11 protein-coding genes and 2 tRNA genes are annotated in these 19,978 nt (G+C 66.3%); 8 read left to right on the plus strand and 5 right to left on the minus strand.

Features of this window, described 5'->3' with window-relative positions:
- Nucleotides 1-101: 101 nt before the first annotated feature.
- From A5691_RS10235 to A5691_RS10260, 6 genes are all read left to right on the plus strand, one after another.
- Nucleotides 102-524, plus strand: a complete 423-nt coding sequence (locus tag A5691_RS10235; protein ID WP_231968841.1) for a hypothetical protein — start codon at nucleotides 102-104, stop codon at nucleotides 522-524.
- A gap of 277 nt (nucleotides 525-801) precedes the next feature.
- On the plus strand, nucleotides 802-1,221 hold the full coding sequence (locus A5691_RS10240; RefSeq protein WP_067748511.1) for a hypothetical protein: 420 nt from the start codon (nucleotides 802-804) through the stop codon (nucleotides 1,219-1,221).
- Nucleotides 1,222-1,324: 103 nt separating this feature from the next.
- Nucleotides 1,325-1,398, plus strand: a tRNA-Ile gene (locus tag A5691_RS10245).
- Between the two features lie 103 nt (nucleotides 1,399-1,501).
- Nucleotides 1,502-1,999 carry a hypothetical protein gene (locus A5691_RS10250; protein ID WP_067887880.1) on the plus strand — a complete coding sequence of 166 codons (498 nt, stop codon included), beginning with the start codon at nucleotides 1,502-1,504 and terminating at the stop codon, nucleotides 1,997-1,999.
- A gap of 93 nt (nucleotides 2,000-2,092) precedes the next feature.
- Nucleotides 2,093-3,205, plus strand: a complete 1,113-nt coding sequence (locus A5691_RS10255; RefSeq protein WP_156675774.1) for a hypothetical protein — start codon at nucleotides 2,093-2,095, stop codon at nucleotides 3,203-3,205.
- Complete coding sequence (locus A5691_RS10260; protein WP_082950234.1) at nucleotides 3,205-3,591, plus strand: YchJ family protein; 387 nt, start codon at nucleotides 3,205-3,207, stop codon at nucleotides 3,589-3,591. Before A5691_RS10255 ends, A5691_RS10260 begins: the two co-directional genes overlap by 1 nt.
- 53 nt (nucleotides 3,592-3,644) lie before the next feature.
- Here A5691_RS10260 and A5691_RS10265 read toward each other — a convergent pair.
- A tRNA-Cys gene (locus tag A5691_RS10265) sits at nucleotides 3,645-3,715 on the minus strand.
- Between the two features lie 111 nt (nucleotides 3,716-3,826).
- Here A5691_RS10265 and A5691_RS10270 point away from each other — a divergent pair.
- Nucleotides 3,827-4,723 (plus strand): TPM domain-containing protein, encoded by an 897-nt coding sequence (locus A5691_RS10270; RefSeq protein WP_068019445.1) that lies wholly within the window; start codon nucleotides 3,827-3,829, stop codon nucleotides 4,721-4,723.
- Between the two features lie 21 nt (nucleotides 4,724-4,744).
- On the opposite strand, the gene A5691_RS28600 is transcribed toward A5691_RS10270, so the two are convergent.
- The 4 genes from A5691_RS28600 to A5691_RS10285 form a co-directional block, all read right to left on the minus strand.
- Nucleotides 4,745-5,041: a hypothetical protein gene (locus A5691_RS28600; RefSeq protein WP_231981054.1), complete on the minus strand. Its 297-nt coding sequence runs from the start codon at nucleotides 5,039-5,041 to the stop codon at nucleotides 4,745-4,747.
- 66 nt (nucleotides 5,042-5,107) lie between these two features.
- Nucleotides 5,108-5,470 carry a hemophore-related protein gene (locus A5691_RS10275; protein WP_369807379.1) on the minus strand — a complete coding sequence of 121 codons (363 nt, stop codon included), beginning with the start codon at nucleotides 5,468-5,470 and terminating at the stop codon, nucleotides 5,108-5,110.
- A gap of 180 nt (nucleotides 5,471-5,650) precedes the next feature.
- Nucleotides 5,651-6,358 (minus strand): Type 1 glutamine amidotransferase-like domain-containing protein, encoded by a 708-nt coding sequence (locus A5691_RS10280; protein ID WP_067748529.1) that lies wholly within the window; start codon nucleotides 6,356-6,358, stop codon nucleotides 5,651-5,653.
- Nucleotides 6,351-17,813, minus strand: a complete 11,463-nt coding sequence (locus A5691_RS10285) for a BTAD domain-containing putative transcriptional regulator (RefSeq protein ID WP_231982293.1) — start codon at nucleotides 17,811-17,813, stop codon at nucleotides 6,351-6,353. The genes A5691_RS10280 and A5691_RS10285 overlap by 8 nt, the downstream gene beginning before the upstream one ends.
- Nucleotides 17,814-18,038: 225 nt before the next feature.
- Here A5691_RS10285 and A5691_RS10290 point away from each other — a divergent pair.
- A partial coding sequence (locus A5691_RS10290) for a SpoIIE family protein phosphatase (protein ID WP_068266565.1) occupies nucleotides 18,039-19,978 on the plus strand: 1,940 nt, incomplete at its 3' end.

Here is a 19,978-nt window from a genome sequence, read left to right on the forward strand (position 1 = left end):
GTGACTGCAAGCCGTGGCCCGTTATCTCGGTTAGCAGTCACCACACGAAGGCTTGGTTGCGTCGGAGGGCGAGATCGCTCCCACGCAGAGGGAGGTCCGGAATGACAACCACCCGTTCGCGGTCGCGCATGCGAGCGTCATCGGTCTGGGCTGCCGGCGTCACGCTGGGGGCCTCGATGCTCGGCGGCGCGGTGCTGTCGGCACCGCAAGCGTCGGCGTCCTGCAATCTGAGTCCGAAAGACGACCAGTACATCCAGCTGCTCGCTCAGAACAAGATGGTGCACAACGCCGATTTCAGTGACTGCACCGAGGCCGCCGAAGGGCGGTGGTTCGCCGACCAGGTGCGCAACCACCCCAATCCCTTTGGGGAGGCGCAAGAGTTGGTCAACATGATCACGAATACGACCTCGATGAACCAAGCGCAGGCCGAGTGGGAGGTCGAGTCGGCCATCTACGTTTATGCACCCGACATGATCCCCAAGATCAAGGATCAGGCCGCGCACGCGGACTGGCCCAAAGAGTAGCGACTCGGGCTTCACCAGCTAACTCAATTTAGATCACCGATACCGCCCGTATCGGTGAGTTACGCACTGCATGTGATTGCTGATCGGCGGTAGTCATCGATCGCACGAGCGTTCTCCGCCGCGCAAAACCTGCAGCTCACCGAGGTTTTGGCTAACTGCTGTTCATTGATTGTTCGACGAACGCGTCGTTTGCCGCGTTTGGCGACGGTGGTACCCGACGTTTAGCGCGAAAGGACAGTTAGCAAATTCTACGAAGAGGGGGTCCGGAGAAGTGAGGATGACACGATCGCGCGAGCAGGTGTTGGCGGCGGGAGCCGCCGGGGTTGCGCTGGGAGCAGCGATGTTCGGTGGTGCTGTGCTAGGAGCGCCGCACGCGTCGGCGTCGTGCAACATGTCCCCGGCCGACGACCAGTACATCAAGCTGCTGGCGCAGAACAAGATGGTGCACAACGCCGACTTCAACGATTGCAGCGAGGCGGCAGAGGGACGGTGGTTCGCCAGCCAGGTACGCGCCAACCCCAATCAGTTCGGGGAGGCCCAGGAGCTGGTCAACATGATCACCAGGACGACGCCGATGAGCCAGAAGCAGGCCGAGTGGGAGGTCGAGTCCGCCATCTACGTCTACGCGCCGGACTTGATCCCGAGGCTCAAGGATCAGGCCGCGCGGCAAGCGCCCGGCCAGCCGGCGCCGATGTGATGCCCCGTCGAGCCCGCCGCCTTTTTCGAGGGCGGCGGGCTTCGAGCATGCCCGGCGGACGACGACCCCGCGTTGGGCTACCGTTTCCTACGGAACATCGCTAGGGGCGGTAGCTCAGTTGGTTAGAGCCGCGGACTCATAATCCGTTGGTCGCGGGTTCGAGCCCCGCCCGCCCTACTTCAGAGGTGTGATCGCGGACAGACCCCTGGCGAATGCGCGCTATCGTCTGCGAGTGACCATATCGACTCCGGTAAGCGCAGCGGTCGTGACATTGCTCGCGATGACGGCTTGCGCAACGGCGCCGGTCGGCGCCGCCGACCCGACACCCCAGCAGTCGCCGTTCCCGACAGGGAAGGCCGGCACCACCATCCATGTCACGGAATACAGCGCCGCGACCGCCGACGTCACGCTCAACAACGCGACCTGGGTCTCGTCCGGCTGCACCCTTAGCGGAGGCGGCTGTACCGTCATCGAGCTCACCATCGTCGGCAAGTCCGACACACCGTTCAGCTACGGCGAGACCTACGTGACCGCCGCGTCTTCGCCGTGGAGGCAAGACCCTTACCGGGACGCCGAGGGCGGCTCATCCGCTGTTGACTACCAGAAGATCAACAAGACGCCGCCCCTGCGCTCGGGCAGTGTCGCCAACGGCCAGACCGCCCACGGATACATCGCCTACGACGGCAATGTCAAGCAGGGCGACGTCTACATCGAGTTCAATGACCCCAACGCTCCGGCGGCGCCCACCCCATTAGCGGGTTGGAAACTGCACACCTAGCGCCGCAGTGCCGGTGATCGCTCTCGGAGATAGACTTTGGCGTCGGAGTTCCAGGCGGCCCCGTTCATGCTTGGTTCACAGCGACCGCCGATCGTGAAAGTCGGTGGTGCGGTGATCGAGTCGGGTAGCGACCGCGCGCTGGAGGTCATGCGTTCCGACGAGGAGGCGGCCAGGGGTTATCGGGAGTGGCTGGCTGCAGCCGAGCGGGCCGGTCAAAGAGTGCTGCGGCAGCCGGACGGTACCTATGTGTTGTGGCGGCGCGACGACGTCCTCGCGGCCATACGCGACGGCGAGGTATTCGCCAGCCGCCAGGGCGAGCTGATGCCCGGCAATCCGCCGTTCGGTCCGTACCGGAAGATCATGGTCGAGCAGTTGTTCACGCCCGGCAATTCGCGCGACATGCTCAGGCCCGTGCGGGTGATCGTGGAACGATGCGTCGACGCCGTCGCGGCGCAGCTGGACCGCTGCGACGGTGCGGGTGTCGCCGAGGTCGTCTGGCGCGCGGCATTCGTCACGGTCTGCGGGCTGCCGACCGACCTCGCCCCGGACGCGGTCAACGCGGAGCTGGTGGCCAAGATCCGCCGAGCGCCGCAGGGCGGCCCCGATGTGCTCAGCCTCCTGGCCACCGAACCGCTTTCCGACGATGAAGTGCTGGGGCTGATGGCCTCGGTGGGCCGCGGCCTCATCTTCGCGTCGTTCGCTATCCGGGCCGGACTGGCGGTACTGGCGCGCCAGCCGATGCTGCAGCAGGAACTACGCGAACATCCGGACCGGCAACGCCGGTTCATCGAGGAGCTGCTGCGGTTGGACGGCGGGGCGAAGACCGTTTCCCGCATCACGAGCCGCAGCGTGACAGTCGGCGAAACGACGATCCCGGCCGGGTCTCGCGTCGAGTTGTATGTCGGATTCGTTCACCGCGACGAGGCTGACGAGATGTCCGGCCAGGAGATCAAACTCGATGGCCCGCAGAGAAATTGGAGCTTTGGGGGAGGCCCGCACCGGTGCCCGGCGTCGCATCTCGCCCGGGACCTGCTGAGCGCGTTCTTCGAAGTATGGCTCGCCAAGATCCCGTTCTTCGGGTTCGACTGGGACAGCGGCGATGTGCCCAAGGCGTGGTATCCCAAACCCTACAGCCCGTCGCCGAGTGAGGTTTTCGACGGTTGGTTCCCGGTTCACGTGCCGCTCAGGTGGCGACCGGAACGGTGATCGGGGACAGGTGCTGCTGCGGCAGTGGCAAAGGCTATCGCGCGTGTTGCGGGCCGCTCCACGATGGCGAGCTACCGGCCCGAACGGCCGAGGAGTTGATGCGATCGCGGTATTCGGCGTTCGCCCGCGGTGACGCCGACTACCTGTTTCGCACGTGGCACCCGCGCACGCGCCCGTCGGACGTGACCGTCGACCCGGCCATCACCTGGACCGGCCTGAAAGTGACCGACACGGCCGCGGGCGGCCCGGAAGACAATCGTGGGGAGGTGGAATTCACGGCCCGGTTCGAGTCCGCGGGCCGCGCCGGCAGCCTGCACGAGCGCAGTCGCTTCGAGCGCCGCGCCGGGCGATGGTTCTACCTCGACGCCGTGGCGGAAGAGGCATAGCCGCCGGCGCGCCGGGCAACAGCGCCGCCTCGCGGACTGACCAGGCAATGTTGAGCGAGTGACGGGACTCGAACCCGTGTGTACGGCTTTGCAGGCCGCTGCCTAGCCACTCAGCCACACCCGCACGACCGCCACCATGCCAGCGCAAGCGGCCGTTGCCCAGCCATTTCCTCGCTCCGATTATTTCGACGGATAGCAGTGTCCGCCGCAGCATGAGTGACGATAAGTTACCCATATGCGCGGCGTTCGCCTGATTAGTGCGGTCCTGACCGTCCTCACGGTGGGGTTCTTGCCGGCGGCCCCCGCCGGTGCGCAGCCGCCGTCCAAGCTCACCGATCACATCACCGACAGCGCCGGAGTTCTGACGGATCCCGGTCGGTCGGCGGTGAGCTCGGCGATCGACCGGCTCTACCGCGATCGGCACATTCAGCTGTGGGTGGTCTACGTCGACAATTTCTCCCGGTTCAAACCCGAGAACTGGGCCGACCGAACCCGCAACGCCAGCGGGCTGGGTGGCAACGACGTGCTGCTGTCGGTGGCCACAAACACGAAGCTCTATGCCTTCTCGGTGCCGCCGCAAGTGCCGGGCCTCACGGATACCGAGCTGGACACACTGCGCAGCAAGCGAATTGACCCTGCGGTGAACGCGAAAGATTGGAGCGGCGCCGCGGTCGCCGCGGCCGACGGGTTGGACAAATCGGCGAGCACGTCGAAGCCGATCTGGCAGCTGATCGCGATCAGCCTCATCATCGTCGTGGTTCTGGTCATTGTGGTTCTCGCGTTCTATCGCGTGCGCCACCGCCGCGCCGCCCGTCGCGAGAGTCAGTCCGGCATCGAGGGGCGCGGCGACTCATCGAGGGACGCGCTGTCGAACGCGGACGCCCGGCTGCGTCAGATCACCGACTACGTCACTCGGCATGGCGCCAGCGTCGGCGCCGAGGCGCAGTCTCGATCCCAAGAGGCCAGGCGGTATTTGGCGGCGGCGTACGCCAAGGAAGCAACCAATGCCGCCGAGGCGATCGCCTACGCGAACCGGGCATCAACGCTGGCCGCCCAGGCGCAAACGCTGGCGAACGCCGACGTATTGGCGGCACACCGTCGTCGGGGTGGTGGCACCGCAGCTAGACGATGACGGGTGGCATCACCGACCGCCTCAGAAGCACCCGCTCACATGGACTCGCCGTCCGCCCCCGACGCAGACATTCACGGGCGGCGGTGGGGGCGGAAAATCCTGCGGCAGTGGCGCATAGGCGTCCGGCGGTGGCACATTGGCGTTGACGGTGTCGGCAATGTCCGTGCATCCGCTCACTGAAACACGTCGGCCGACGCTTGCGCACACGTCCGCGTTGGCCACCCCGGACGGCCGCACCACGGCGTACGTCTCAGGGATTGCGGCGAGGGCCAATACCGCTATCCCCCCTGCGGTCCACGACCGTGCCCTGACATTCATCGGCATCTCCTCGTTCTGACCGGCGGCGAATTAGGGGCCGCAACACGATTACGTGCCCGACCCGACTCAGGGAGTCGCGCCGCCCTGCCCGAGTAGCGGGGTCCACTGGCAACGCTGCCTGATATCGGCAAGCGGCTGACGGATGTTCTCAAGATCGGCCTGCTCCTGGGGGTTGGCGTTGAAGTACTGCTGCACCTCGTCGCGGATCTGGTCCTTGGGCCGATCCTGCAGGTCGGTGTAGAAGCCGTTCAAGTCCGGATGCGTGAACAGGTAGGTAGAGAGCGACGCGGCCACGCCAGCCGCGACGCCGGCGACGTCCGCCGCCGTGCAGTTGGCGGGTCGAGGCGCCGGATCAGCCGCGGCGGTCCCCGCGCCAGCGCATACCAGCGTGCCGCTGATCGCGCCTGCTCCGATCAGCCCGACCAGCAACCGGCGCGCTCCGTTCAAAGTGAGTCGAGGTGCAGTTGGCATGGTGTTAACTCTGGACCCGGATCGAGGTCGCTCACTCGGGCCGAAAGTCACTATTAGCGCGGCCAACCGTCACCCAGGAGCCGGAGACGGCGGACTGGCGGCCGGGGGCTGCAGACACCGCTTGGCGTCCGGGGCAATTCAGCTGGATGCGTCGGCGGGCAACAGCGAGCGAGTGATCCGACCGCTCTGGAAACGAATTTGATGTGCGGGACGGCGCAGTGCCTCAACCGCGGTGTCTGGGTGAACGATGACTCCGCCACCGGACGGAATCCCGAGCCCGGTGGCGGCTCCGTTCAGAGATTCGATCGTCCGCGACAGCCGAGCCCATTCGGTTCGCTCGTCGTGTGCGTCGACGACCATGGGAACGAGGTCGAACACGCCGAACAGCTCAGGTGCGGAAGATTGCGGCGTCTCGACGATTCCGTAGCGTCCCAGCTGGACCGCACCGGCCGAAACGCCCACCAGGAGCGCGCCGTGGGTATACCGGTCCAGAATCGCCCCTTTCATGCCGGTCTTCTCGAAGGTGTCCCAGCCCAGGCGCACGTCCCCGCCGGCGAGGATGATCAACTGGGCGCTCGCCAGGAAGTTGCGATCGTCGGGGCCGAAGGACGAATCGATCATGCGGCGAGTGGTGATTCCAATCGCATCCATGGCCGCCTCGAAGATCTCGTAGTACTCCGGACGATCTCCGTTGGAGGCGCCGATGTATGCGGCGCTCAGGGGGTTGGCTCGGGCCAATCCGTCGACGGCCGCCTCGAGGAGCAGCCGGTCCCGCTGTTTCCAAAAGAGCAGCTGACTGTCCGCCAGGAGATAGAGCGGTTGTTGTCGGGGCGCCGTGTCACCCACCGTCGGGCCTGATCGCGGTGACCTCGTTGAACCGCGCGAGGGCCGCGTCGAGGTCCGCCTCGTCGAAGATTTCGCAGCGGTCGATAAGGTCACCGTCGACCGTCTGGACTTCTATGCCCCGCCACTCGGCGTCGAACCCATCCTGTGAAACACCCTGAGCCACATGGGAGCAGACCATGCCGAGGTCAGTCAATCGATGGACGGCTTCGATGCGGAAGGTGAGGTCGGTGGTCAGTTGCCACAGCGAACGCAGGGATGCGTTCAGGCCGCCTTCCTCAAATATCCCCGGGCGTCGGTGATCGACATTCACCCAATCCGGCGTCGTCGGAAACAGCTCGCGCCGGTTCATCGCGGCGTAGGAGCCTGCGATGACCGACCAAGTGTGCGCGTGCGGGGCCGCTTCACCGGCGAGGTAGCGGGCATCTAGTTCTTCGAAGGCGGCGTCGATGTCGTCGGGATCAAAGAAGACGTGGGCCGAAATGCGCAGGTCCGCGTCGAGCTCCGCGACTCCAAGCATTTCGATGACGAACTCTCCATGCTCGAGGTCGGAGTTGAAAGATCGAACGATAATGAGGGCGAGCCGCTCCCCGCGAGTCGCAATGACCGTCAGCGTCACGTGTGCCAAGCCCTGGGCGAGGGCTTGCATGTTCGCGATGACGACGTCCCGACCGTCCCATAAGCCGACATTCACCACTCGGCGGCGGTCGTCGACAACGCTTTCGCCAGAGAGGATTTCGGCCACAGCTGCCCAGTCGCGAGCCGCCGAGTGCGCGAAGAGCCACTCTTCTGCCCGGCTTGCCGCATTCTCTAGGCTCGGTCTTGGCCGGCTCAGCTCGTCAAAGCGCGCGAGGGCGGCGTCAACGTCCACATCATCGAACATCTCGCAGCGATCGACCCTGTCTCCCCGGAAAGTGAAAAAGACGACCTCTCGCCACTCCGCGTCGAAGCCGTCCTGGGAGGTGCCATACCCGGTATGAGTAATGACGGCTCCAGCGTTTGTCAGCCGGTGCACCGTCTCGATGCGCATCTTGAGATCGGGTGCGACATCCCAGGTGGCTTGGACATACGGGACGATGTTGCCCGGCTCGAACGTTATGCCGCGCCGATGGTCGATGTTGACGAAATCCGGCGTGGTCGGCGGCATCTCGTGCCGGTTGAGCCCCGCGTACGTCTGCGCCATGAGCGACCACGTGTGCCCTTCATACGCCGCCTCGCCTGCGAGGTAGCGGGCATCGAGTTCTTCGAATGCGGCGTCTAATTCGTCGAGATCGAACAGGATGCGTGTCGCAATCCGGTTTTCGGCATCCAGCTCGACAATGCAGAGCAGCTCGACGTTGAAGTCTTCGGGCCCTTCGTCCAGCGAGAATCGCGTACGTCTGAGGAGAAGTCTTTCGCCGCGGGTCGCGATGATAATCGATGTGACGTGGGTGACCCCGATCTCGGAAAGGCTTCGCATGTTTGCGACGTCAGAATCTCGGCCTCGCCGAATGCCGGCGTTCACGGTCCGCCGGCGGTCGTCATTGGCCACGTCATCAGCCAGCATCGCCCCCAGGGCTTTCCAGTCACCTGCCGCGATGTACCCCCAGAACTGTTGATCGGCACGGGTTGCCGCGTTTTCCAATCGCCGCGGCTGCTGGTGCAGTTCGTCGAAGCGTGCGATGGCGGCGTCGAGTTCCGTCTCGTCGAAGACTTCGTATCGGCTGAGCAGATCACCTTCGAAGGTGAAGATGGTGATCGTTTGCCACTCGGCGTCGAAGCCTTGTTGTGAAGTCCCCTTCACCACTTGCGTGGCGACGGCTCCGAGTTCGGTCAGCCGATGCACACTCTCGACGTAGACGTGTACCTGCGGAAGAAGATCCAGATTGGCGCGAACAGTTGCGGCCAGATCGGCGCCCTCGATCGTCACGCCCCGGCGATGGTCGATGTATACGACATCCGGCGTCATCGCGGGAAGTTCGTGCCGGTTGAACTGGGTGTGGCCCTGGGCGACCAGCGACCACACGTGCGCGTGGGTGGCCGCTTCGCCGGCGATGTACCGGGCTTCGAGCTCGGCCACGGCGCCGTCGAAGTCGTCGGCATCGAAGATGGAGTGAACAATCATCCGGTTGTCCCCGTCGATCTCCACGACGCCGACCATATCCGCACTGATCTCCCCGGGCTCACATCCCAGGGCGGAGGACCAAATACGAGTGAGGGCAAGGCGTTGCCCGCGAACCGCGAGGACCGTCGAGACAATGCGCTCGAATCCGACCTCAGCCACTGCTCGCAAGTTTGCGATATTGATATCTCGCCCGCGTAGTACACCGGAGTTGACCACCCGACGGTTGTCTTGCGACACAGCATTTTCGGCGAGTACCTCGGTCATCGCGGTCCAGTCTCGCGTCGTGAGGCAGTCCCAAAACCGTTCGCTCACCTGGCTTGCCGCATTGACCGGGCGGTGCGACCGCGACTGCAGCTCATCGAATCGGGTAAGTGCGGCGCCGAGGTCCGCTTCGTCGAACACCTCGCAATGTTTGAGCATGTCGCCATCAACGATCAAAAAGAGGATCTCTCGCCACTCGGCGTCGAAGCCGTCCGGCGAGGTCCCGTTCGCAGCGTGGGTGACGACGGCGCCTTGCCGATTCAACCGATGCACCGCGGCAATTCGGATGGTCAGATCAGGCGTCTGATCCAACGCGCTACGGAGGAATTCGACCAGCTGGCCTGGCGCCCACGCCGCACCTCGCCGATGATCGACATCTGCGAAGTCGGTTGTCATCATTGGTAGTTGACGCCGGTTGATCGCTGCGTACGCCTCCACGATGGCAGACCATGTGCGCTCGCAGGCGGCCGCTTCGCCGGCGAGGTAGCGCGCATCGAGCTCAGAGAAGGCCGAATCGACGTCATCGGGATCGAATACGACGGTCGCGGCGCATCGATTGTCGTCGTCGATCTCGACGACACCGAGTGCCGCAGCTTGAAATGGTGCGGGTACTGCGTCTTGGCTCGCGAACGTGAAACGGAAGAGCACGAGGTTCTTTCCGCGAGTCGCAACGACGGCCGCGCGCACATCACTCATCCAGACCTCTGCGGTGGCCCGCCAATTCTCCATCTCGATATCACGACCGCGTCGGATTCCGGCATTGATGACGGAGCGGCGGTCGTCTGAGAAGAAGTCAGCCGCGATTAGTTCCGCCATGGCCTCCCAGTTGTGGCTGGCAAAATGTGTCAGGAACTGCTGGACGACCCGGCTTGCCGCATTCTCTGCCGAAGGTGGCGGCTGGCTGAGCTGATCGAACTGCTCGATCGCGGCGTCCAAGTCCGTCTCGTCGAAGAGCTCGCACCGCGTGAGTTGGTCGCCATCGACTACGAGTAGTTGAATCATGCGCCATTCGACATCCAAGCCGTCAGGTGAAAATCCTTGCGAGTCAATGGTGACGACCGCTCCGGCTTTGTTGAGCTGGTGCACTGTTTCGATCGTGACGCGGAAGTCCGGGGTGAGATCGAAGAAGTTTTGCAGAGCAGGGTTCAGCTCGCCGGACGCGAACGGCGTGCCCCTCCGGTGGTCGACGATGAGCCAGTCCACGGGGGTGAGTTCATGACGGTTGAACATCGCGTAGATGTTCGTGATCACCGACCACGTGTGCGCGTGAGCTCTCGCCTCGCCGGCGGAATACCGTGCCTCAAGCTCTGCAAAGGCAGAGTCGATGTCTTCCGGGTCGAAGGAGACGAGCGCGACGATCCGACCGTCCGTGCTTATTTCGATGATGGAGAATCCCTGCAGCTGGAACTCCGCGGTCGTCTGTCCTTGTCCCACGAAGAGGAAACGAAGGAGCGCAAGGTGTTCTCCACGGGTAGCGACGACGGACCGCCTCACGTTAGTGGCCAGGATGTCGGCAGTGCCACGCCAATTCGCTATCTCGGCGTCTCGGCCATGTCGATTCCCTAAGTTCACGACCCTACGGCGATCTTCTGAGGTCATGTCTTCCACGAGCAGCTGCGCCATTGCATCCCAGTTGGTGGCCGCATAATGCGCCAGGAAGTGCTCGGCCACCCGGCTCGCCGCATTCTCCAGCCGCTGCGTTGGACTGGTGAGTTCCTCAAACCTCGCAATCGCGGCGTCGAGGTCCGCCTCGTCGAAGACTTCGGAGCGGCTGACGAGGTCACCGTTGACCGTCACCAGGCTGATTCCTCGCCATTCAGCGTCGAAACCCTCGCGGGAGGTTCCATGCGCGACATGGGTGTAAACCGCTCCCGCGTCGCTCAGCCGATGCACCGCCTCGGGATAGGTTCGAATTCTTTGGTCGAGATCCCATCCCGCGCTGACGTATTCAATCAGCTCACCGGGGGCGTGAGCTGTCCCTCGGCGATGATCGACGCTCGCGAAATCGGCTGTGGTGGCTGGCAGTTCGTGTCGGTTGAGTGCGGCGCAGCCCTTTATGATGACCGACCAGGTGCGCGCATGGGCGGCCGCTTCGCCTGCAATGTAACGGGAATCTAGCTCTGCCAAGGCAGCGTGAATGTCGTCGGTATCGAAGAAGACGACTGAGGTGATCAACCCGTTGGAATTGAGTTCGAGCACGCCGACCACTTCGGTGAGAAATGCGTCGAGGCCGTCATCGCGATCGGCGAAGCGCAGGCGCATAAGGGTAAGTCGCGTGCCGCGAGTCGCCACCAGGGTTGCCGTCACGCTCGCGGGCCAGAGACCGGCGACTGTCCTCATGTCGGCGATCTGAGCGTCTTGACCATATTGGGGGCCCGCGCCTACAACACGACGGCGATCGTCGTATACGAGGTTGCCGTCCAGCATCGTCGCCATCGCGTCCCAGTCGCCGGCGGCGAAGAACGCCAGATACCGCCGACCGGCTTGGGTGGCGGCGTTTTCCAACTGGCGCGCCGGCAGGCTGAGCTGATCGAAGCGGGCAAGCGCGGCGTCGACGTCGGTTTCGTCGAAAAGCTCGGTGCGGCTGATCCGGTCGCCGTCAAAGGTCACAACGTCAACGACCTGCCACTCCGCATCGAAACCCTCTGGCGAGGTCCCGATGGCCACGTGCGTTAACACCGCGCCGAGATCGCTCAGCCGGTGCACAGCCGCCATGTAGATCCTGGACTGTGGCGAGAGTTCCCAACTGGCAAGGAGGTACGCGGCTAAATCACTCGGACCGATTGGGGCGAGTCGTCGGTGGTCGATGCTCACCCAGTCGGGCGTCACGGCAGGGATTTCCCGCCGGTTCAACGCCGCGAAGGCTTCGGTAATTAGGGACCAGGCGTGCGCGTGGGCGGCCGCGTCACCGGCGAGGTAGCGCGCGTCGAGCTCCGCCATGGCGGCGGCGTAGTCCTCGAGATCGAAGACGACCCGTGCCGACACCTTCCCGTCGGCGTTGAGCTCGAAAACGTCGTACACATCGGTGTGAAACGCCTCCGGCCCCGTGTCCCGACCCCACGTTTGACTACGGCAGAGCGCCAAGCGGTCGCCTCGGGTGGCGATGACGTCAGACGTCATGGTTTTGACGCCGATTTCGACCGTTGCCGCCATCTCTTCGAGAGTGGCCTGACGGCCTTCTCGGGTACCGGAATTCACCGTCCGACGACGGTCGTCATTGGAAATGTCCTCGGCCAGAAGGCCCGATATCGTGTCCCAATCGCGCGCCGCAAAAAGCGTTTCCAAGCGTTTGTGCGTTTGGCTTGCCGCGTTCTCGAGCTGCACTGTCGGCTGGCCCAGCTGGTCGAACCGCGCGAGCGCGAATTCCAGGTCTTCCTCGTCGAATAACTCGCAGCGGTTGATCGCGTCGCCTTCGACGGTCAGAAGGAAGAGTTCCCGCCACTCGGCTTCGAAGCCCTCCTGTGACGTTCCGTGCGTCACGTGGGTGAGTATGGCTCCGAGCTCGGTAAGTCGATGGACGGCCTCGATGTGGGTCGCGCCGTCTTGAGCGAGCTGCCACGCGGCGCGGACGTAGGCGATCAGGTCACCGGGTGCGAACGCCGCCCCCCTGCGATGGTCGATGCTGACGAAGTCCGCTGTTGTCGCCGGCATCTCGAATCTGTTGAGCGCGGCGTAGGCCTCCGTGATCACCGTCCAGGTGTGCGCGTGGGCGGCGGCGTCGCCGGCGAGGTAACGCGCGTCGAGTTCGGCGAGGGCGGCATCGACGTCGTCGACGTCGTAGACAATTACCGCCGTAATCCGCCCCCCGGAATCGACCCCGACGATGTTGAGGGCATCGTTTTGAATCGTCTCTGGGTCGCTGCCCGACGCGCGCATCCGCAAGAGCGTGAGCGACGTGCCGCGGGTCGCCAGGACCTGAACCATCTTCAGCGTGAAGCCGACATCGACCAACGCCCGCACGTCTTCGATCCCGGCACTGCGTCCAAGCCGGAGACCGGCATTCACCACACGCCGGCGGTCGTTGTAGAACAAATCGTCGGCCACTATCGCGGTGATCGCGACCCAGTCGCGAGCCGCCAGCAGATGCATCAGGCGCTCGTAGGTTTGGCTCGCCGCGTTTTCCGGCCGTGGTGCGGACCGAGTGAGCTTCTGGAACGTGTCGACCGCCGCGTCGAGGTCCGTCTCTTCGAAAACCTCTACCCGACTGATCATTTCGCCGTCGACCAGCATCAGGTCGACGCCGCGCCATTCCGCCGTGAAGCCGTCGCGTGATGTTCCATGTCCTGCCCACGTGAAAACGGCGCCGAGGTCGTTGACGCGATGCTCTGTTTCGACGTAGATGTCGAGCTGTTGGTCGAGATCCCAGCCCGCACGGATGTACTCCAGACCCTCACCGGGCGCAAACGTCGCCACCCGACGGTGGTCGATAGTCACCGCGTCCGATGTTGCGGCCGGCAGTTCGCGCCGATTATGGGCAGTGAGAGCCCCGGTCACCACCGACCATGTGCGCGCGTACGTGGCCCCTTCGCCGCCAATGAAGCGTGCGTCGAGTTCGGCGACTGCGGACTCGATGTCTTCGAGGTCGAACGTGGCGACGTTCGCGATCCGGTCATCGGCATCGATCTCGACGACGTTGAGGGCGTCGTTTTCAACGGCCCCGGGGTCGCGGCCGGAGGCCCGAGTGCGGGCGAGCACCAGACGCTTCCCGCGGATCGCCACGGCGCTCACCATCGAGATCGTGAAGCCGACTTCGGCGGCCGCCTGCAGATCTCGCACGACTGCACTTCGACTGTATTGAGTCTCGGCACTCACGACCCGCCGGTGATCGATGCCGACGTAGTCGTCGGCGACGGTGTCCGCCAGTGCATCCCAGTCGCGGGTCGCGAAGTGCGACCAAACATGCTCGAACACCAGGGCCGCCGTGTTCTCCAAACGCCGCGTGGGGGGCCGCTCCGCTTGGAACCGGGCTTCGAGCTCGGCCATTGCGGTATCGATGTCGTCGATGTCGAACCAGACGTGCAGCCCGATTCGTCCGTCATCGTCGAGGCCGAACAATTGCAGCGAGTCGTCGCGCGGCGCACCGGGACTGGTGTCCGCCATGTGCACTTCCAATCGCGTGAGCGCCAGCCGCTCACCGCGCACGGCGATAGTTGCGTGACCGTGCCATACACCGCCCAGCGCGCGCGTGCTCCTGACGACATCGTTGACCCATTGGGAAGGCGTGACCACTGTGCGGGGGAATCCGACGACCTTGCGCCGACTCTCGAGGACGATCTCGGGCGCGAGTCGTCGCTCAGTTTCCTCCCAGGCTTCCCGGTCGATTGCGGCGTCCATTTCGCGCACCGAGCGGACGCATTCGTTGTCAAGTTCGACGGACGGTGGCGCTTCTTGCGGCGCTTGGGGAACCGCGACGACACGATCGCCGACCAGGCCGCGCGCCCGGTCGGCAAGCGCGGCAGCGCCCTTGCGTTCGTACAATTCGACTGCCCGCTGTGCGGCGGCACGCGCACCCGCGACGTCGCCGGCCGCACCCAAGGCGGTTGCCAGCGCAAGGCATGCGTCGCCGTGATCGACCAAAGCGTCGGTGCGCTCGGCCAGCGCGACGGCCTCCTGGGCCAGCCGCCGCGCCTCGTCGTGGTCACCGCCGCGCGACAGCAGCCGTGCTCGAAGCGTGCGCCAGGCGATCGACGCCTTCAACGCGTGACCGGCCAGACGCTCGCTCTCCGCACACAACTCGTTCGCCTCGGCATCCCGGTCGAGCGCCAGGCACGTGCGGCCCAGCAACGCCGCGGTCTCGGCGGTGTCGGCATCGAGACCCATGCGACGAAAACCGTTGTAGGCCTTGCGCAGGTACGCCTCGGCCGCGGCCGGCTCCTCGACCACCAGCTCGACGATTCCGGCGAATTGCTCGACCTCGACGAGGGCATGGCGCAGGCCGAGCTCGGTGACCGTGCGGCGGGCCGAGTCGATCATGCGTCGCGCCGCCGCGGCCCGCCCGCGGAAGGCCTCCAACACCGCCTGGCAGCGTGTCGACGTCGCCTCGACCGCGGGCGAGTCGGTGGTGATGCGCAGCAGCCGCACCACGTCCAGGCACCGGCCTCCTGCGCGCGGCACCGGGTTGGGGCCCCAGAGCGCGGCGAGTGGCGCCTGGGCCAGCACCGCGTTCACCCGGCGGTGTTCGCGGGCGCGCCGCGCCGCGGTGAGGGCGTCGTCCAGGGCGATCTCACAGTCGCCGATCCTGCCCAGCCGGGCCAGGCACCCGGCACGAACGGTGTGCGCCTTCGCTTCTCCTGCGGCATCGCCCAATTCCGCCAGTTTGTTGGCGGCGGCGCCCACCGCGGCCTCGACCTCGTCGAGCCGCTCGGGGTGAATCAGCATCGACAATTGGCCGTCGAAGCATGTCGCCCATGCCGCGAGTTGGGCGGAATCGACCGTGGCCGTTTGCAATTGAGCGACGGCACGGGCTGCCGACGCCACGTCACCCGCGGCCAGCAGGGCCTCGCAGCGCGCGGTCAGCAGTGCGGCAACCTGGTCGTCGCGGTCGGGCAGCTCGTCGTCGATCTCTTCCAGGGCGTGCAATGCGCGGTCGTAGAGGTCGGCCGCGCCCTCGTAGGCGAGCCGCGTCATCGCCTGATCCGCCGCGCGCCGGCAGTATTCGACCGCCTTCGCCGCGTTGCCCGCCCACGCGCATTCGAAGTAGTGATACGCCAGTTCGGCGAGCAGTTCCTCGTCGGCGCCGGGCTCGCTTTCCAACGTGGTGGCGATGCGCTGGTGCAACCGCATGCGCCGCACCGACGGCAATTCGGCCAGCAGCGACTGCCGAACCAGCGCATGGTTGAACCGGTACCGGCCGCCGGGCTCTTCGATGACGATGCCTGCCTTACACGCCTCGTCGAACGCATCGACCAGGTCGTCGCCGACCACGCGTTCGACCAGTTCCAGCGCGAACCGGCTCCCGACGACAGCGGCTGCGGCGAGCGCCTTGTTGGCCTCTGCCGGAAGCCGCGAAAGACGGCGGCTCACCGCCTCGCGCACCCCCTGGGGCAGGGTGCTCTGGTCCCAGCGGCCGCCGCTTTCGTCCACGTGGCGCAGCGCCTCGATGAGGAAGAAGGGGTTGCCTCCGGTGACCGAGGCCAATGCCCGGGCCAGCTCTTCGTCGTTGTAGCCGGCCTCCGCGACGTAAGCGGTCACGTCGTCCTCGTCGAGACCGCTCAGCGCCAAACGGCTGGCGGTGCCGTCGCGGTGCAAGTCGGCGAGCATCGCGGCCAGCGGGTGGGCGCGGTCGAGATCCGTGCTGCGATACGTGCCGATGATCTGCAGCCGGGCCTGCTCACCGAAACGCAGCAGATGCCGCAACAGCAGCAGCGTGGGCTTGGCCGCCCAGTGCAGGTCGTCGAGGATCAGCACGACGGGCGCGCGCGCGGAAGCCATCGCCAGCAGCGCGACGACCGCGTCGAACAGCGCATAGCGTTCGGTGTCCGGATCGGCCCGCGTCGGTGCCGCCAGATCGGGGAGGACATCGGTCAGCCCGGGAATGAGCGTGAGTAGCGCCTCCACGCCACGCAGCCCGCGGAGCCCGCTTGCACCCAGGCACGGCACCAGCGAACGCAGCGCTTCCGCGAAGGGCTGGTACGGGGCGCCGAGGTCCTCGTCGCATCGGCCGTAGATCACGAGTGCGCCCTGGTCGTGGGCCTGCCGGGACCACTCGCCGGCCAGGCGTGTCTTGCCGACCCCCGGTTCCCCGGCGATCAGCATCGCGTTGGTCCCCCCGGCGAGCGCGGTCTGCCAGCCCGAAGCCAGTCGCTCGAGCTCGTGGCCCCGCCCGACGAACGGGCCGCGCCCGGCGAGCACCGCAGGCAGGCTGGGGCGTTCCAGCGGCGGCTCGGCGGGAGCCGCCGGACCGGGGTCGTCGGCGGTGAGCAGTTGAAGCTCGAAAACGTGTTCCGGGCGCGCCAGGTTGCGCAGTTGGCGAGTTCCCAGGTCGGCCAGCACAACGTCGTCGGGCAGCGAGTCGATGACGAGCTCCGCCGTCGCGCCCGAGCACAGGATCTGCCCGCCGGCGGCCAGCGACCGCAGGCGAGCGGCGCGGTTGACGGCGCGACCGAAGTAGTCGCCGTCGCGGAGCTCGACCTCCCCGGTGTGCAAAGCCACGCGGATACGCATGGGCTCACGCAGCGCCCACGGCTCGTGCACGATCGCGTCTTGAAGCTCGATAGCCGCGGCGGCAGCCGCCGAGGGCCGATCGAAAACCGAGAACGTCGCGTCACCCTCGCCGCGCGTCTTGATCAGCCGCCCCCCGCGCGACGTCACGACCTGTTCGACGAGCTCGTCGTGTCGTGCCAGTGCCACCGCCATGGCCGCCGCGTCCGCCTCCCACGCGGCCGTCGACCCTTCGATGTCGGTCAGCAGGAAGGTGACAGCACGAGTGACCGACGAAAGCTGCTGTGCGGCAGGTGTTTCCAGCGAGGAGTCTTGTGCGACGATCGCGGCCTCCAGCCGGCGGAGCTCGGGGCCGGGGTCGACGCCCAATTCGTCGGCCAGCAGCGCGCGCGCACGCTGGTATGCGCCAAGCGCTTCGCCCTGCCTGCCGGCGCGATACAGCGCGAGCATGAGCTGGCCCCACCGCCGCTCACGCAGCGGCGCGTCGGCGACGGCGGCCTCGAGCTCCCCGATGATCTCCGCGGCCCGGCCGGTCGCGAGCAGCGCGTCGGCGCGATCCTCCACCAGCGCCGCATGGCCCTCGATCCACCGCGTTTTCTCGGAGGTCCCTCGCCGGCTGTCGGGCAGCTCCGGGATCCCGCGCCAGAGGGCAAGTGCCTCCTCGAACCGGGCCACCGCCTGGCCGATGTCACCGGCGGCGGCGGCGTCGCGTCCCAGCCGGGCGGCCGACTTGTACCGCGCGGCGTCCACCTGCGTCTCGGCCAGGGTCCAGCCCGCGCCCGCCGTCAAGACGAAGCCGTCACCCAGCGCGCGACGCAAGGACGAGATGTGGGTTTGCAGCGCCTTGGCCGCGGTGCGCGGTGGGTCCTCGCCCCAGAGCAGTTCGACCAGCGTGTCGGCCGCGACGACGGACCCGCCGTGCAGCCCCAGCATCGAAAGGATCGCGCGGGGTTTGGCGCCCGGGATGACGACGGGCGCCCCGCCTAGCCGAACCTGCAGAGGTCCCAAAACCCCCAGTTCCACCGATGGAAGCGTACTCACATCAGTCATCGTCGGTGCGGCGATTCAATGCATGGTCAAGATCGAGTAAAGCTCGCTTCGCGCCGAAGCCCACCGCCACCCTAGGGCCGGCCAGTCTGAACCGTTAGGTTTGTATCCATGGGCAATGAAGGGGGAGGTGGTTCGGCGTTCACCTGGCAGGGCCGGCGTGAGTTGGTCAGCCAGATCCATGAGCAGCTCGACGAGCTGGTGGAAGCCCGCGACCAGATGGAACAACTGGTTCGGGTCATCAGCGAAATCGGTTCGGACCTCGACCTCGACGTGACCCTGCACCGAATCGTCAAGGGGGCGATGGAGCTGACCGCCTGCCGCTACGCAGCCCTGGGCATCCGCGCTCCCGATGGCGCCTTCGTCTCATTCGTGCGCGCGGGGATCGACGACGACACGGCGCGGCTGCTCGGTGAGCTGCCGGTCGGTGAGGGTCTCCGGCTCGCCGACGTGAGTGTCCATCCGCAGGCCGGCGCGCTGCAAGACCACGATCCGCCGGTGCGCGCGCTGCTCGGGATCCCGATCACGGTTCGCGGAGCGGACTTCGGCAGCCTCTACCTGGCCGACGACGTGGCCGGCCGCGCGTTTTCCGACTCCCAGGCGGCCGCCGTGCGGGCCCTGGCGACCGCCGCGGCGGCGGCCGTCGACAACGCGCGCCTGTTCGAGCGGGAACGCGAATCCGCCAAGTGGACGAAGGCCAGCCGCGAAATCACCACCGCCCTGCTGTCCGGCGACCCCCAGACCGGGCCGCTCCAGCTGATCGTGAACCGGGCGCTGGAGCTGGCCGGCGCCGAACAAGCGATTCTGCTGGTTCCGAAGGAGCCCGACCTGCCCGCCGACGAGGTCAACACCTTGGTCGTGGCCGCCACCGCGGGTCGATACTCCTCGGAGGTGATCGGTCGTCAGGTGCCGATGGACGGCTCCACCACGGGCGGTGTCGCGCGGCGCGGCCTACCGCTCATCACCGACTCCTTCCAATACCCGATCGAGGGGTTCACCGACGTCGGTGAACGCTCCGCGATCGTGATGCCGCTGATCGCCGACGGCGCGGTGCTCGGCGTCATCGCCGTCGCCCGGGACCCGCAGCAGTCGCCCTTCGGCGACGATTACCTCGAGCTGGTCAGCGACTTCGCCCGGCACGCGGCCATCGCCCTGGCGCTCGCGGCGGGCCGCGAACACGCTCTCAACCAGGAACTCGCACAAGCGGACAGCGTCGATGAGGCGGTGAACGCCGCGGCGGAGGAACTGCGCCGGCTGTGGCGGGCCCGCCGCGTCGTCGCCGTCACCTTCCCGGCTCAGAATTCTTCCACCGGAACCGCCTATGGCCCACCGCAAGTCGTGTCTGTCGGTGAGGCCGCGCAGTGGGAAGACCTGCCGCCCCATACCCAGCGCATGCTCAGCCAGCTGCGTGAGGGCGACCTGCTCACGCCCAGCACAGGGGAGCCCGGGACGGCGGGCATCGCGCTGCAGCACCCCGAGGGCGTACTCGTGGTCTGGATCGATCTGGCCGAACGTCGGTCGTTCACCCTCGAAGACCAAACCCTGCTGACCGTGCTGGCGGGCCGGCTCGGCCAGGGCCTGCAGCGCGTCCATCAGGTCGATCAGCAGCGCGAAACCGCCTTGGCGCTGCAGCACGCGATCCTGGGTCCCGCTGATCTGCCACACGGGTTCGCCGTGCGGTATCAGGCCGCCAGCCGGCCCCTGCAGGTGGGCGGCGACTGGTACGACATCGTCGAGCTCGACGACGGCCGAATCGCGATGGTCGTCGGCGACTGCGTGGGGCATGGCCTGGCCGCCGCGACCGTGATGGGGCAGGTGCGCAGCGCGTGCCGGGCGTTGCTGTTCGAAAACCCAAGTCCCGGGGCGGCTCTCGCCGGGATGGATCGCTTCGCGGCGCGGCTGCCCGGCGCGCAATGCACCACCGCGGTCTGCGCGGTGCTCAACCCCGAGACCGGCGAGCTGGTGTATTCCAGTGCCGGGCACCCGCCGCCCATCCTGGTCCACGCGGACGGCACCACCCAGATGCTCGACGACGGTCACACGATCGCATT

The organism is Mycobacterium sp. E183, from assembly GCF_001667735.1.
Classification (GTDB): domain Bacteria; phylum Actinomycetota; class Actinomycetes; order Mycobacteriales; family Mycobacteriaceae; genus Mycobacterium.